The following is a 14,083-nucleotide window of genomic DNA, read 5'->3' as shown; positions in this document are numbered from 1 at the left end:
CGGCCCGACAAAAGTAGTTGATGGAAGTGCCAAATGAATAAGAATGCCGCTACGCAACTGCACATCTATTCCGCCTTTTTCGTTCTCGCGGGATTTGTTTTAAATCGGGGAGTGTTTCTACTTTTCCTTGCGGAGAAAGGAATGTCTGTCACGGAAATCGCGCTTTATCAAGCCCTGTTTAACATTACAACGGTCGTCCTCGAGCTGCCAACAGGGCTGATAGGCGATTTCTTTGGAAAGAAGTTTTCGATTCAAGTGGGCGTGCTGCTGCTTTTCTTCCATACGGCTGGCATGCTGTTGCTCTCAGGTCCCTTTCTTGTCGTGCTTTCCCTTGTTGAGGCACTCGCCTACTCCCTTCAATCGGGATCCGAACAAGCACTTTTATATGAAATTGCCCGGAATGCCGGTCAAGGAGAGCGTTTCCTCACCATCAACGCTCGGCTGCTTGCCGCGCAATCAATCGCTACGGGAATGGCGATTGTGCTCGGATCTTTCATTGCCCAAGTATCTTGGAGCGCCCTCTACGTATGTGTCTCCGTTTTCTATCTCCTGCAGCTTTTCCTTCTGTATCCCATTGAGAGGACGGAAGCGACCCGTTCTGAAAGCTCTGAAAAGGGAAGGTTTGACGCGGCCAAGATGTTCAGACGCGAAACCTGGCGTGTTGGAAAATCCGCTTTTGCGGTATTGCTTCTTCTAATCGGCACAAGCATGCTCGATGGATTCTATGGGAGTTATTACAACTTGAATCAGTTGGTATTCGACGCATTTGATGCTCCCGTCTCCATAATAGGAATCTTTTTCGGTGCATCCTATGCAGTAAATGCGACGGCCTACATTGCAGCAGATTTCTTCTCATTGCGTTTCGGGAAAAGAAATACCATGCTCGGCTCGATGCTAATCGAGGCTGGCCTTTTCATGATTCTTCCGTGGTTCGCTTCAAATCCGCTGTGTTTGTTTGGCCTTAGCATGGTGCTTTGTTTTCTCCCAGAAGTGGTGTACATCACTTCGGAAAACTTAATCCAAGACGCGATAGCGGACGATCTCCGCGCGACGATCCTTTCCGTCGCGTCTCTGGTAAGGGCTCTCTTTTCTGCAGTGTTTTTCTCCATATTTGGACATGTGTTGGGGTTATATCCCATTCAGATAGCGCTCGGTATTATTGGTGCAATCGCGATAGCAATTACCGCCGTTGTTTCATTAAAAATGGCTGGAATACAGGTCTCCAAGAATTGATATATCGATTGACGAGTTATCCGAAGCGTCGAGCCTTCTTGATGGACATGACTATTCGTCACAAATCATTCCGCGCATCGCCGGGGTTCCAGTAATACTCGATATATCTGGGTGCCCTCATTCCCCTTTTTGAAGGTCCCAAAAAGACTGCCCGTGTGGGTTTGGCTAGGTTCGGGTGCTGTCCGTGCCGTGGGGTAAAATCGTTCAGTCAGAACACGAACCCGCATCGGAGCTCATCACATGGCATTTGTCCATCTGCACAACCACACTGTCTTCTCCATGCTCGACGGCGCAACCCGTATCCAGGATATGGTCAACCGTGCCGTTGAGCTGGGCATGCCCGCCGTGGCCATTACCGACCACGGCTACATGTATGGCGTGCCCGACCTGGCGCTGGCCTGCGACGCCGTCAACCACAACACGCCCGAGTACAAGACGTGGAGCCACGACAAGGCCTTCTTGGAAAAGGACCGCCGCGACGAGCTGGTGGAGCCCGATCCCGAGGAAAACCCGCGCGAGCATGCCCAGTATGTGAAGGACATGGCCATGTGGGACGAGAAGGGCAACATCGACGAGCTCAAGCCGCCCCTGGTCATCAAACCCATCTTTGGCTGCGAGGTCTACTTTACGCCGGACGAGACCCTTGCCCGCGACCACAAGCCCGAGCTCTACCACATGATCCTTCTGGCCAAGGACCAGGAGGGCTACGTCAACCTGATGCAGACGGTCTCCGAGGCCGCCGTGCAGGGCTTTTACTACAAGCCGCGCGTGACGCTCGACAACCTGCGCCGCCACGCCAAGGGCATGATCTGCACCAGCGCCTGCATCGCGGGCATCATCCCCAAGTACATCGACCGCGGTGACATGGAGGGCGCCATCAAGTGGGCCGAGACCTTCCGTGACACCTTCGAGCCCGGCGACTTCTACATCGAGATCCAGGAACACGGCATCACCACCGACAACGGCCTGACCGACGAGCAGATGGACCGCACGCTCATCGATATCGCCAAGCAGGTGGGCGTCAAGGTCATCGCCACCAACGACTTCCACTACCTGCGCCGCGAGGACGCGCCCGTGCAGGACGTCATCATGTGCATTGGCATGAACGCCAAGGTCGACGACCCCAACCGCATGCGCATGACCGGCTCGGAGTTTTATATGAAGACCGAGGAGGAGATGCGGGCGATGTTCCCGTATTGCCCCGAGGCCTGCGACAACACACTCGAGATCGCCGACAAGTGCTACGTGGAGCTGGACTGGGATTCCATCATCCTGCCGCGCTTCCCGCTGCTCGATCCCGGCGAGACGCACGAGAGCCAGTTCCGCCGCGAGTGTGAGAAGGGCCTGCGCCAGCACTACGGCGACGACTGGGCCACGCGCGAGATCGGCGGCGTCAACATCAAAGAGCGCTTTGAGTACGAATACAAGGTCATCTGCGACAAGGGCTTTGCCGCCTACTTTTTGATCGTCGCCGAGTACGTGCAATGGGCCAAGGACAACGGCATCGGCGTCGGCCCCGGCCGTGGCTCGGCCGCCGGCGCTATCGTCGCCTACGCCATGAACATCACCGCGTTCGACCCGCTCGAGAACGGCCTGATGTTCGAGAGGTTCCTGTCCCCGCAGCGTACCGAGATGCCCGATATCGATATGGACTTCGACGATGAGCGGCGCCTCGAGGTCGTGGAGCACGTTCGCCAGCTCTATGGCCCCGAGAAGGTCACCCACGTCATCACCTACTCGACCATTAAGGCCAAGCAGGCCATCAACGACGCCGCTCGCGTCCTGGACTACCCGGTCTACATGGGCCAGCGTCTGTCCAAGATGGTCTCGAGCGACCCCAAGGTCAAGCTCAAGCAGGTGCTCGAAAAGCAACCCGGCAAAGAGGACCTGTTTAACCCCGATTTTGCCGAGGCATATAAAAAGGACGACGACGCCCGCCGCATCATCGACACGGCGCTCTCGATCGAGGGCCTCACCCGTGGCGAGGGCGTGCACGCGTGCGCCGTTCTGATCTGCCGCGACCCCGTCAACGAGCACGTGCCCACCAAGCTCGACACCAAGGGCGGCGTCGAGATTACCCAGTACGAGGGCCATACCGTTGCCGACATGGGCCTGCTCAAGATGGACTTCTTGGGCCTGCGCACGCTGACGGTTATCTCCAAGGCTAAGGCAAACATCAAAAAGAACTTCGGCATCGACATCAAAGAGGAAGAGATTCCCTTTGACGACCCCGAGATCTTTAAGCTCATGGGCTCCGGTCACACCGCCGGCGTCTTCCAGGTCGAGTCCGCCGGCATGACGGCCACGATCAAGAACATGAAGCCCACCGAGTACAAGCACGTCGTGGCATTGATCGCTCTATACCGCCCGGGCCCGCTGGGCGCCGGCATGGTTTCGTCCTACATCAACCGTATGAACGGCAAGGAGCCGGCCGTCTCCTACGACGACCGCCTGGACGACATCCTGGGCGAAACCTACGGCACCATGGTCTACCAGGAGCAGGTTATGCTCATCTCCGTTGAGATGTGCGGCTTCTCCAAGGGCGAATCGGACTCGCGTATCCGTAAGCCCGTGGCTAAGAAAAAGATCAAGCTGCTCACCTCGACGGTGCTCCACTGGGAGGATGGCTCGGACGAGACCACCTACGACCACTGGATGAACGGCGCTATCAAGAACAACTACACGCGCGAGGTCGCCCAGAAGATTTGGGACGATGTTCTCGAGTTCGCGTCCTACGCCTTTAACAAGTCGCACTCCGCCGGCTACGCCATCCTAGTTATGCAGACGGCGTGGCTCAAGGCGCACTATCCGCACGAGTACATGGCGGCCGTTCTGACGTCCTATACGGGCAAGACCGACAAGATCGTTCACTACGTCTCGGCGTGCCGTCACGACGGCATCCCCGTGCTGTCGCCAGATGTTAACGAGTCCGGTACCGAGTTCACGGCTACCAAGGAAGGCGTGCGCTTTGGTTTGGCCGGCATTCGCGGCGTGGGCACCGGCGTGGCGCAGGCGATTATCGCCGAGCGCGAGGCGGGCGGCCCGTTTAAGACACTGCACGACTTTGTCGAGCGCGTGGACTCGAGCCAGGCCAACCGTCGCGTGATCGAATCGCTCATCAAGGCAGGTGCTTTCGACTCCACGGGGTATCCGCGTCGCCAGATGATGCACTTCGTGGACAAGAACAACCCCGAGAACATCATCGATGCAGCGGTAAAGCGCCAGAAAGATCGCGCGAGCGGCCAGACGTCGTTCTTCGATATGTTTGGCGACGTTGAGGGCTCGGGCTTTGAGGTGAGCGTGCCCGATCCGGATGGCCAGGAGTGGGACCGCCACCTTAAGTTGAGCCAGGAGAAGGAGGTTCTGGGCATCTATGTCTCGGACCACCCGCTGCGCCCGTTTGAGTATGCACTAGCCAAGGCACGCGACTTCTCGTTCTCGCAGATCGATACCGGCTACGAGGTGCAAAACCCCACGGGCGGTACCATCAACCAGGAGATTCCCGAGGGCAAGGCGCTGTGGTGGGCCGGCATGGTCTCGAGCGTGTCCAAGCGCGTGACCAAAAACGGCGACCCCATGGGTATTGTGCAGCTCGAGGACATGGAAGGCGAGGCCACGGTCGTGGTGTTCCCCAAGACCTACAAAGAGGCCGAGGGATACCTGTACGGCGAGGTCGATCCCGAGACCGGTGCGCAGCTGTCCGATGCGTTTGTGCGCATTAAGGGCAAGCTCGAGCGTTCGGACCGCGGCGACCAGATCATCGCGCAGGAGATCGTGCCGCTTGAGCTTAACGAGGAGAACAACAAGCCCAAGGTGTTTGAGGTCATGGTGCCCAACAGCCGCTTTAGCCAGGGCAATATGGCGCGTCTTGCCACGGTGCTTACCGCCAACCCGGGCGGCGACCGCGTGGAGATCTTTATCGAGCAGGTGGACGGGCGCGTACTGCGTGCCGAGGTGCCGGCCAAGGTCAACGCACGCTCGATTCCGCTGCTGGCAGAGGCCAAGGCCATCGTGGGTAACCAGGGCCGCGTGACGGTTATCTAAAATGATTTTTCTGGGACGGGGATTTAAAAATCATTTTGGATGACATAGGGCGGCGGACCAGTCTTTCTGGGATGGGGAATGATTTTTAAATCCCCGTCCCAGAAAAATCATTTGCTGCGTGGATTGGAGGAAGTGATGGCACAGGGGACGTTTGTGCAGGCGCTCCGGAAAGAGGCGGCGCTGAGCGGCACCTTTATGAAGGGGCGTTCGCTCATGCTCAACGGCGCCGTGCTGTCGATCGAGGACAGCGGCTCGCGCTTCTCCAAAAACGTGACGGTTGAGGGTGCAGTGCGTGGCTCGCGCGGCGACCTGTACAAGACGCACGTGGCGCTCGACATGGACGACCACGAGGTGATCGACTACGACTGCGATTGCCCCGCTGCCTATCGCTATCCCGGCATGTGCAAGCACGCCATCGCCACAGCGCTGGCGTATCTGGACGCAAGCGGCGCCGAGCCCGTCGAGGGCCTGCGCACACCGGTCCGTACGTCTACGGTGCCGCCCGCACAATCCAGGCAGCCCGCGCGTCCTGCGTCTGCCGCACCGGCGGTCAACCCTAACTTTCCCTTCCCGGCGCCAGTTCCCACGAGCCCGAGCCTCATGAAGGCGCTCTCCGATCTTTCGGACGCGCGCATGGATGAGTTGGCGGGCATGCGCCGCAAGCTCGCCGGCACTGTCGACCCCGATGCCCCCAAGGCGGTGTTGGAGCCCTCGCTGGTGCCGTACTACAATCCGCTGTTCGCCGACCGCTTTAGCTGGGCGCTCGAGCTTCGCATCCGATGCGGCTCGGTGTCCTACGTGGTCAAGGACATCGACGGCATGGCCGCCGCCTACGTGCGCGGCGGCACGTTCTCGTACGGCAAGAAGCTCACATTCCTCCATACGCCCGAGGCCTTTGACGAGGTTTCGGTGCGTCTGCTTGACCTTGTTGTGGCAACGGTTGTGTATCTGAGCGACATCACGAGTTCGCGCTCGGCGTCGTACGATTTTGCGCGCAGCGGTTTTGTCGCCGAGCGCCAGCTGCCCCTGTCCGAGCATGACATCGTATACATGCTGGACTTGCTGCGTGGCCGGACCATTTCCTTTGAGCCCGCCTGGTCGCGGGGAACGACGACGCATCGTTCCTACGAGGTAGCGGTTGAGTTGTCGCCGGTGGGGGAGGACGAGGCCTCGGCAAAACAGCCGCCGCTCCTTGCCGCCAAGATCGCGCCGGCGGCCGGTGGCAGCTACGACCTGCGCCTACCCGCCGATATGTACTGCTTTGTCTCGGACGACGTTGCCTATCTGGTCGACACGCACCGCGCGCGCCGCGCCGATGCGGCGTTTGCCCAGCATGCCGCACCGTTTCTGTCGCGCCTGCTGCCCTGTCGCACGCCGGTCCATATCGCCGCCGAACAGGTGGGCGAATTCTGCCGTATGGCGCTGCCCGTGCTGTGCGAATACACTGACCTCACCGCTCCCGCCGTGCTCGACACCGTGGCGCCCGAGCCGAGCTTTGCCATGGCAATCGGTGTCGACGATGGGCTTGTGACCTGCAAGATTACGGTTGCCTATGGTGATTGGTCGGCAGATCTCTTTAGCTTGGGCGCTCCGGGCGGCCCCTTCGAAGAGCGGCGTCCGGGCGTGCCGCCGCGCGACGAGGTGGCAGAGTTTCGCGTTATGGACACGGCGGCCCTGTATTTCGACTTTTACGAGGGCGGCCTGGCGTTTGGGGAACGCGATGACGAGAGCCTGTTCCACTTGCTGACCGAGGGGCTGTCCGCCCTGTCCGAGCTGGGCGAGGTCATGCTCAGCGACCGCCTACGCCAGATCTCGGTCCGCCCTGCGCCCAGGCTTTCGGTGCGTGCAACCGTCAAGAGTAACCTGCTCGACGTCGAACTGGGCGCGAGCGGCCTTTCGGCGGCAGACCTTGCCATCTACCTCGACTCCTACAAGCGTCACCAGACATTCGCGCGCCTGACGTCCGGCGACATCGTACGCCTGGACGAGGGTGCCCGCGCCGCGTTTGGTCTTGCCGAGGACCTGGGCGTCGATGCCGTCGATCTGCTCGACGGCGTGTCGCTTCCCGCGTCGAGTACCCTGTTTGTCGACAGCATGCTCGCGCGCACGCCGGCGCTTGAGGCCGATCGCGACGCCGCGTTCCGCCGCACCGTCGAGCGCCTGGACACGCTCGGCGAGATGGACTTTACGGTGCCGGTCTCGCTCAAGGCCACACTGCGCGGCTATCAGGTCGATGGCTACCAGTGGCTCGGCTCGCTTGAGCACCTGGGCCTCGGCGGCATCTTGGCCGACGATATGGGCCTGGGCAAAACACTGCAGATGATCGCACATATCCTGGCGTGCGTGGAGGCGGGGGACGCCAAGCCCACGCTTGTGGTGTGTCCTGCGTCGCTCGTGTATAACTGGACTGCCGAGCTGGAGCGCTTTGCGCCTTCGCTCGACGCGTGTGCCATCGTGGGCGCCAAGGCGCAGCGCCGCGTGCAGATAGCCGGCGCCGACGAGCGTAACGTGGTCGTGACGTCGTATGACCTCATGCGCCGCGATATCGACGAGTATGCCGAACAGGACTTTGCCCGCGTTGTGCTCGACGAGGCCCAGTACATTAAAAACCCGCTCACGCAGGTAGCGCGCGCCGCCAAGCGCCTGCCTGCCGGCGTGCGCTTTGCCCTGACGGGCACACCCATCGAAAACCGCCTGTCCGAGCTCTGGAGCATCTTCGACTTTTTGATGCCGGGCCTGCTTGGCACGCGCGAGTCGTTTGCCAAGCGCTTCGAAAGCCCGGTCGAGCACGCCGAGGGCGATAGCGCCGCTCGCCTGCAGGCGCTCGTGTCGCCGTTTGTGCTGCGCCGTGTCAAGGAAGACGTGCTTGCTGACCTGCCCGAGAAGATTGAGGACACTGTCGTGGCTCAGCTTACCGGCGAGCAGCGCAAGCTCTACTTGGCCAACCAAGACCGCATCGCCCAGCAGGTGCAGCATCGCGAGGCATCCGAGTTTAAGAAGGACAAGCTCAAGGTACTCGCCGAGCTCACCAAGCTGCGCCAGATCTGCTGCGACCCGCATCTACACTACGAGGACTACAAGGCGGGGAGCGCCAAGCTCGACGCTTGCATGGAGCTCGTGCACGGTGCGCTCGACGGCGGGCACCACATTCTGCTGTTCAGCCAGTTCACGGGCATGCTCGATATCATTGGCAAGCGCCTGGCCAAGGAGGACATCGGCTTTCTTAAGCTCACGGGCGCTTCGTCCAAGGAGAGCCGCGCCAAGATGGTCGCGCAGTTCCAGGCGGGCGAGGTTCCGGTCTTTTTGATCTCGCTCAAGGCGGGCGGCGTGGGCCTTAACCTGACGGCGGCCGACGTGGTCATTCACTACGACCCGTGGTGGAACGTTGCCGCGCAGGACCAGGCGACCGACCGCGCGCACCGTATTGGCCAGCAACATACCGTGACCGTGTACAAGCTCATCGCCAAGGACACGATCGAGGAGCGCATCATGCAGATGCAGGAGTCCAAACGCGACCTGGTCAACAGCGTGCTTGGCGGCGACGGCATCTCCTCGGCGCTGTTTACCCGCGAGGATGTTCTGGCGCTGCTCGGCGGCGACGGGCGCTAGCTGCGCAGATGGCAACCGGGGCTGTTGAGGCGGCTCCGGGTTGCCGGCGCGCTCTGACCCCGGGTGCTAGCCTCGCTCGTTATGTGTTCATTTGCGATGCCGTGGATGGTTCGCTTACCTTTGGGCATAAGAACCATCGAGAACATTGGCACATCAGCAAAGGAGAACATCATGGCGAAATTCTTTAAGGACCCCGATGGCAAGCTTATCGCCGCCCTTGGCGACGACGTTGCGACCCCTGCCGGCTGCACGGAGCTGACCGCGAACACCGAGGACGCGGCGCTCGAAAAGCACGTGCCGGTCGTTGAGAGCGAGCGCGACGGTCACGTGATCCGCGCACGCGTGGGCTCGGTTGAGCATCCCAGCCTGCCCGAGCACTACATCGAGTGGATTGCCCTTGAGGCCGAGGGCCGTCTGGAGGTCCATTACCTCCAGCCCGGCATGAAGCCCGCGACGTTTTTTGCCGGCGGCTCCAAGACCGGTACCGTCTATGCCTATTGCAACCTGCACGGGCTGTGGTCCGCGACGTTCTAGGAGCGCGCCCCCGCTCGGGGTATCATAGCTAGCATATGCACATACGGGCGCCGACTGCATCATGCGGCCGGCGCTTTTACTACGACAACGATGGTTTACGACGGAAAGGGCTGAGCCATGAAGCTCGCACTTGCACAGATCGATATGCGCCTGGGTGATATTGAGGGTATCTGCGGTCGCATCGAGGACCAGGCGCGCCTGGCCCACGAGCGTGGTGCGCGTGTGCTGTGCGTGCCGGCTCCGCTCTTTATGGGAGCCCTGCCCGGCGGCCTGGTGGGCGCTGCCGACTTTGAGCACGACATGCTTGCCGGCTTGACCGGCGTCGCCGAGCGTATCCAAGAGCTCGATATGATCTGCATCGTGCCCGCGGCGGTTTCGTTTGAGGGCCAGCCCCTGCTCGACTATATGATGCTCAAGGACGGTCGTGTGGTGCCGGCCCGTTCGAGCATTGCCCTGCAGCGCGGTGGGAACGGCGATGCCCGTTGGGCGCCGCCAGTCTTCGATGTGGACGGCGTGCGCATCGCCGTGATCTTCGACTTGGACCGTGAGCTCGAGATGCTGCCGACCGGCGTTGACCTCATTGCCTATTTCCAATTCAACGCGTTTGATATGACCGACCGCGAGACGGCCGCGATCGCCGCCGTGCGCAGCGGAGCCTACCGCAAGATCGCCTCCAAGCGCAGCGTATGGTTTGCCTGCATGGCGCCGGTCGGTGCCTATGACGAGTCGGTTTATACCGGCGGGTCGTTTGTGCTCGACGATTGCGGGCGCGTGGTGGCCCAAGCGCCGTGCTTTGAGGAGAGCCTGTTGGTTCAGGAGATTCAGCGCGGCGTAATGCTCGATGCTTTGGAGGACCACGAGCTGCCCGAGTTTCGTTCCGAGGAGTGGTTGTGGCAGGCGCTGGTGCTCGCTGTGCGCGATAACGCCCGTGCCCATGGTACGTCGCGCGCCGTGGTGGCGCTCGAGGGCGATCTGCCGTCGTCTTTGCTTGCGGCGCTGGCTGTCGATGCATTGGGCTCGCGCAACGTGATCGGCCTGGTGTTGGACCGCAACCGCATCTTTACGCCGGCGCAGGAGGAGGCCGAGGCTGCCCGCTGCGCCGCCGTTCGCGCGATTGCCGAGCGCCTGCATATTCGCACGGTTGAGCGCGATGCGCCGGATGCGGCGCGCGTACTCGACCGCGATGTGTCGGCAGGCGATGCCGAGCGTCTGCGCTCGCGTACGCTGGGCCTCATGTTGGAGGACACGGCGCTCGAGCTGGGCGCGATGGCTCTGAGCCCGCTTTCCAAGACCGAGTACGCGTTGGCGGCATCGGCGCTTTGCGGTGGCTACCAGGGCGATTACGCGCCCTTTGGCGATGTGTATCTGTCGACCCTCGAGTTTGTGGCGCGCGTGCGCAACCGCACGTCTGCCGTGGTGCCGCAGGAGCTCGTGACGCTCAACGCGGTGGAAGATTGCATGGAGCGCGTGCTGGCGCGGGCGCTCTCGACGCTCGACGGCCCGGTCGACATGCTCGACCGCGCGGCGCAACTGCTCGGTGGGCTCGAGCCGGGCGAGGTCGATGGCACGCTCGAGGCGCACGTGGACCGCAACCGACCCTTCGACGACATCCCAATGGCCGCCGGCAAGCCCGAGGCTTGCTCGCTGCTGCTGATGCTCGTGCGTCAGGGCGAGGCCGCCCGCCGCATGCTGCCGACGGCGCCGATCGTCTCGGCCCGTTCGTTTGTCGAGCGCGCTTGGCCGTACATGCTCGCGTGGTCCGACCTGGGGCTGAGCGGCAAGGAACGCATGACGGCGGATGCGCTGGCACGCGCCGAGGTGAACCGCTTTGCCGACGAGGATACAAGCGAGCGCATGCGTGGCGAGATGATGGGCATACTGGGTGACCTGTTGGGTATTTCGCCCGAGCAGATGGAGGAGCTGCGCTCCGAGGATGGCCAGCGTCGCCTGCATGAGGGTATGAAAAAGTTTGAGGGCGAGGTCCAGGATGCCATCGAAAAGATGATGGGCGGCCAGGGCGGACCGCAGGGCGGGCCCCAGGGCACGCCGATGCCGCATCCGCCGGTGGATCCGAGGCAGTTCCCGTTCTTCTCTCAAAACTAGGTCGCTGCGCGCCCGCCAGAGCGGCAATCTGCCTTTCAATCGTCGGGCATGACCGCCAGGTCAATGCCCTCCTCTTTCAAGGCACCTTGCTCGCTCTGGCGGGCGCTCGCTTGCGTATGCTCAACCTACAATTCGATCTCGGCTGACTTATAGGGCTAGCATTGTGTTATTCTAGAACAGACGTTCGTGAATGATGCGTGGGGCCTTGCCTTGCGCCGTGCTTGTGGCGAGGGGAGGTTGGCTTGGTTATTTTGGGCATCGACCCCGGCTTGGCTCATACGGGTTGGGGGATTATCGAGGAGCGGCGTGGCGAGGTTCGCTGCCGTGCCTATGGCTGCATCGAGACCAGCGCGGGTAGTCCGCTCGCGGTGCGCCTGTCGCATATCGCCCGCGACCTCAAGGGTGTCGTGGAGCGTTATCGACCCGATACCGCTGCTATCGAGAGCATCTATTTTGGCGCCAATGTCCGCTCGGCCATCCCCACGGCGCATGCTCGCGGTGCTGCACTCGTAGCGCTTTCGGAATGCGCGCTCGAGATTGGCGAGTACACGCCTATGCAGATTAAGCAGGCTGTTGTGGGCACCGGCGCCGCGGACAAACGGCAGGTCGCGTATATGGTTCGTACACTCACGCAGCTCGATCACAACCCGCATCCCGACCATGCCGCCGATGCTCTGGCCTGCGCCATCTGCCACGTTAATCTCAGCCGCACCCGGGCGCTTACCGGTGGCGAGTTCTATCAACAGAGAGGAACCGGATACTGATGATTTCCCAGCTCCATGGAACGCTTGTCGAGGCCACGATGAGCTCGGCCGTCGTCGATGTGTCGGGCGTGGGCTTTGAGCTTGGCATCTCGGGCAGCACTGCCGCCACGCTGCCTACACCCGGCGGCGAGGTTCGCCTCTATACCCGTATGCAGGTGCGTGAGGACGCCATGACGCTCTTTGGTTTTGCCTCCAAGGACGAGCGCACGATGTTCGATCGGCTCGTGTCCGTCTCGGGCGTCGGCCCACGCCTGGCGCTCGCCGTGCTCTCCACCTATACCGTGGGGCAGCTGTATTCCCTGGTAATGGCCGAGGATGACAAGGGCATGGCCAAGGTTCCCGGCGTGGGTAAAAAGACCGCGCAGCGTCTGATCCTGGAGCTCAAGAGCACCTTTGCCAAGGATAAGGGCTTTGTGCCGGTCGACGTGATTCCCGGACAGGTTGCGATGCCGGTTCCCGCCGCCGCTCCCTCGGCGATCGATGACGCTCGTGCGGCGCTCCTTTCCATGGGCTTTAGCCCGCAGGAGACCGATGTTGCCCTGAGCGGGTATGATGGGCAGAATATGCGTGTCGAGGATCTGCTCGGCGCGGCGCTTAAGCGACTCGGAATGGATGCGTGATGTGGGAAGCCGATGACTCTCAGGACCTGTGGGCGACGCCCGGCAACTCGCCGGCGGCATCCATGGCGCATGGCGAGCGCATGGTGGGCTCGGAGCTGACGCCCGAGGACCTCGATGTCGACCGTACCCTGCGTCCCCAACGCTTGGATGACTACTGCGGTCAGGAACATATCAAGCAGAGCCTTCGCGTGCTCATCGAGGCGGCGCAAAGCCGCGGCGAGACGCTCGACCACGTGATCTTCTCGGGCCCTCCGGGTCTGGGCAAGACCACGCTGGCTACGGTTATCGCCAACGAGCTGGGCGCTCAGATTAAGACGACGAGCGGTCCGGCCATCGCGCGCACCGGCGACCTGGCTGCCATCCTTACCAACCTGCAACCGGGCGACGTGCTGTTTATCGACGAGATCCACCGCCTCAACCGCTCGGTCGAGGAGGTCCTGTATCCTGCGATGGAGGACTTTGCCCTCGATATCGTGATCGGCAAGGGTCCGGCTGCACGCTCGATTCGCCTGGATATCCCTAAGTTTACGCTGGTGGCGGCAACGACTCGCTCGGGCATGTTGACCGGCCCGCTACGCGACCGTTTTGGCATTTCGTATCGCCTGGATTACTACACCGTTGAGGAGCTCGCTCAGATTGTGACACGCTCGGCGACCATTCTGGGTGTGACGATCGACCATCCCAGTGCACTCGAGATCGGCTCGCGTTCGCGCGGTACGCCGCGTCTTGCCAACCGTCTGCTCAAGCGCGTGCGCGACTACGCGCAGGTGCGCGGCGACGGTCCTATTGAGCTTGACATTTGCCGTCAGGCGCTCGAGTTTTTCGAGATCGATGAGCTTGGTCTGGACTGGATGGACATTCGCATCTTGGAGACGCTTGCCAAGACGTTCTCCGGTCGTGCCGTGGGCCTGACGACGCTTGCTAGCGCGGTGGGCGAGGACCCGGGAACGCTTGAGGATGTCTATGAGCCCTATCTGCTGCAGTGCGGCTTGATGATCCGCACGCCCCAGGGCCGTCAGGCAACCTTGCGCACCTTTGAGCATTTGGGTATTGAACCGACCCTGTAGGAATGGGCTTGTTTTAGCGCATCTGTAGGCTATCGCTGGGCATCGGGTAAACATATCGCCGTTCGTCGGTTACGGGCGTTTTACTATTGCGCGCGCGTGCTATGCTGGA

8 protein-coding genes are annotated in these 14,083 nt (G+C 61.5%); all 8 read left to right on the top strand.

Annotation, left to right across the window (positions count from 1 at the left end; all coding sequences use genetic code 11):
- The first annotated feature begins 33 nt into the window (after nucleotides 1-33).
- Nucleotides 34-1,233: an MFS transporter gene (locus DXC52_RS04795; RefSeq protein ID WP_117746368.1), complete on the top strand. Its 1,200-nt coding sequence runs from the start codon at nucleotides 34-36 to the stop codon at nucleotides 1,231-1,233.
- A gap of 240 nt (nucleotides 1,234-1,473) precedes the next feature.
- Entirely contained in the window at nucleotides 1,474-5,277 is a 3,804-nt protein-coding gene (gene dnaE, locus DXC52_RS04790) for a DNA polymerase III subunit alpha (protein ID WP_117716861.1), read from the top strand.
- 135 nt (nucleotides 5,278-5,412) lie between these two features.
- Nucleotides 5,413-8,886, top strand: a complete 3,474-nt coding sequence (locus DXC52_RS04785) for a DEAD/DEAH box helicase (RefSeq protein WP_158554593.1) — start codon at nucleotides 5,413-5,415, stop codon at nucleotides 8,884-8,886.
- A 171-nt stretch (nucleotides 8,887-9,057) separates the two neighbouring features.
- Complete coding sequence (locus DXC52_RS04780; protein WP_117746366.1) at nucleotides 9,058-9,420, top strand: desulfoferrodoxin family protein; 363 nt, start codon at nucleotides 9,058-9,060, stop codon at nucleotides 9,418-9,420.
- A gap of 117 nt (nucleotides 9,421-9,537) precedes the next feature.
- Complete coding sequence (locus DXC52_RS04775) at nucleotides 9,538-11,523, top strand: hypothetical protein (protein ID WP_117746365.1); 1,986 nt, start codon at nucleotides 9,538-9,540, stop codon at nucleotides 11,521-11,523.
- A 242-nt stretch (nucleotides 11,524-11,765) separates the two neighbouring features.
- Entirely contained in the window at nucleotides 11,766-12,287 is a 522-nt protein-coding gene (gene ruvC, locus DXC52_RS04770; protein ID WP_117746364.1) for a crossover junction endodeoxyribonuclease RuvC, read from the top strand.
- Nucleotides 12,287-12,907, top strand: a complete 621-nt coding sequence (gene ruvA, locus DXC52_RS04765; RefSeq protein WP_117735947.1) for a Holliday junction branch migration protein RuvA — start codon at nucleotides 12,287-12,289, stop codon at nucleotides 12,905-12,907. The genes ruvC and ruvA overlap by 1 nt, the downstream gene beginning before the upstream one ends.
- The gene (ruvB, locus tag DXC52_RS04760; protein WP_117746363.1) at nucleotides 12,907-13,974 is read left to right on the top strand and encodes a Holliday junction branch migration DNA helicase RuvB; all 1,068 of its coding nucleotides are present in this window, start codon (nucleotides 12,907-12,909) and stop codon (nucleotides 13,972-13,974) included. Before ruvA ends, ruvB begins: the two co-directional genes overlap by 1 nt.
- The last annotated feature ends 109 nt before the right edge of the window (nucleotides 13,975-14,083 follow it).

Source organism: Collinsella sp. TF05-9AC, from assembly GCF_003438495.1.
In the GTDB taxonomy this organism is placed as follows: domain Bacteria; phylum Actinomycetota; class Coriobacteriia; order Coriobacteriales; family Coriobacteriaceae; genus Collinsella.
This window is presented reverse-complemented; position numbering and strand designations above follow the sequence as displayed.

Coding starts and splice junctions, on each gene's coding strand:
- DXC52_RS04795 (WP_117746368.1), top strand. CDS start 34: ATGAATAAGAATGCCGCTACGCAACTGCACATCTATTCCGCCTTTTTC.
- ruvA (WP_117735947.1), top strand. CDS start 12,287: ATGATTTCCCAGCTCCATGGAACGCTTGTCGAGGCCACGATGAGCTCG.
- DXC52_RS04780 (WP_117746366.1), top strand. CDS start 9,058: ATGGCGAAATTCTTTAAGGACCCCGATGGCAAGCTTATCGCCGCCCTT.
- DXC52_RS04785 (WP_158554593.1), top strand. CDS start 5,413: ATGGCACAGGGGACGTTTGTGCAGGCGCTCCGGAAAGAGGCGGCGCTG.
- DXC52_RS04775 (WP_117746365.1), top strand. CDS start 9,538: ATGAAGCTCGCACTTGCACAGATCGATATGCGCCTGGGTGATATTGAG.
- ruvB (WP_117746363.1), top strand. CDS start 12,907: ATGTGGGAAGCCGATGACTCTCAGGACCTGTGGGCGACGCCCGGCAAC.
- dnaE (WP_117716861.1), top strand. CDS start 1,474: ATGGCATTTGTCCATCTGCACAACCACACTGTCTTCTCCATGCTCGAC.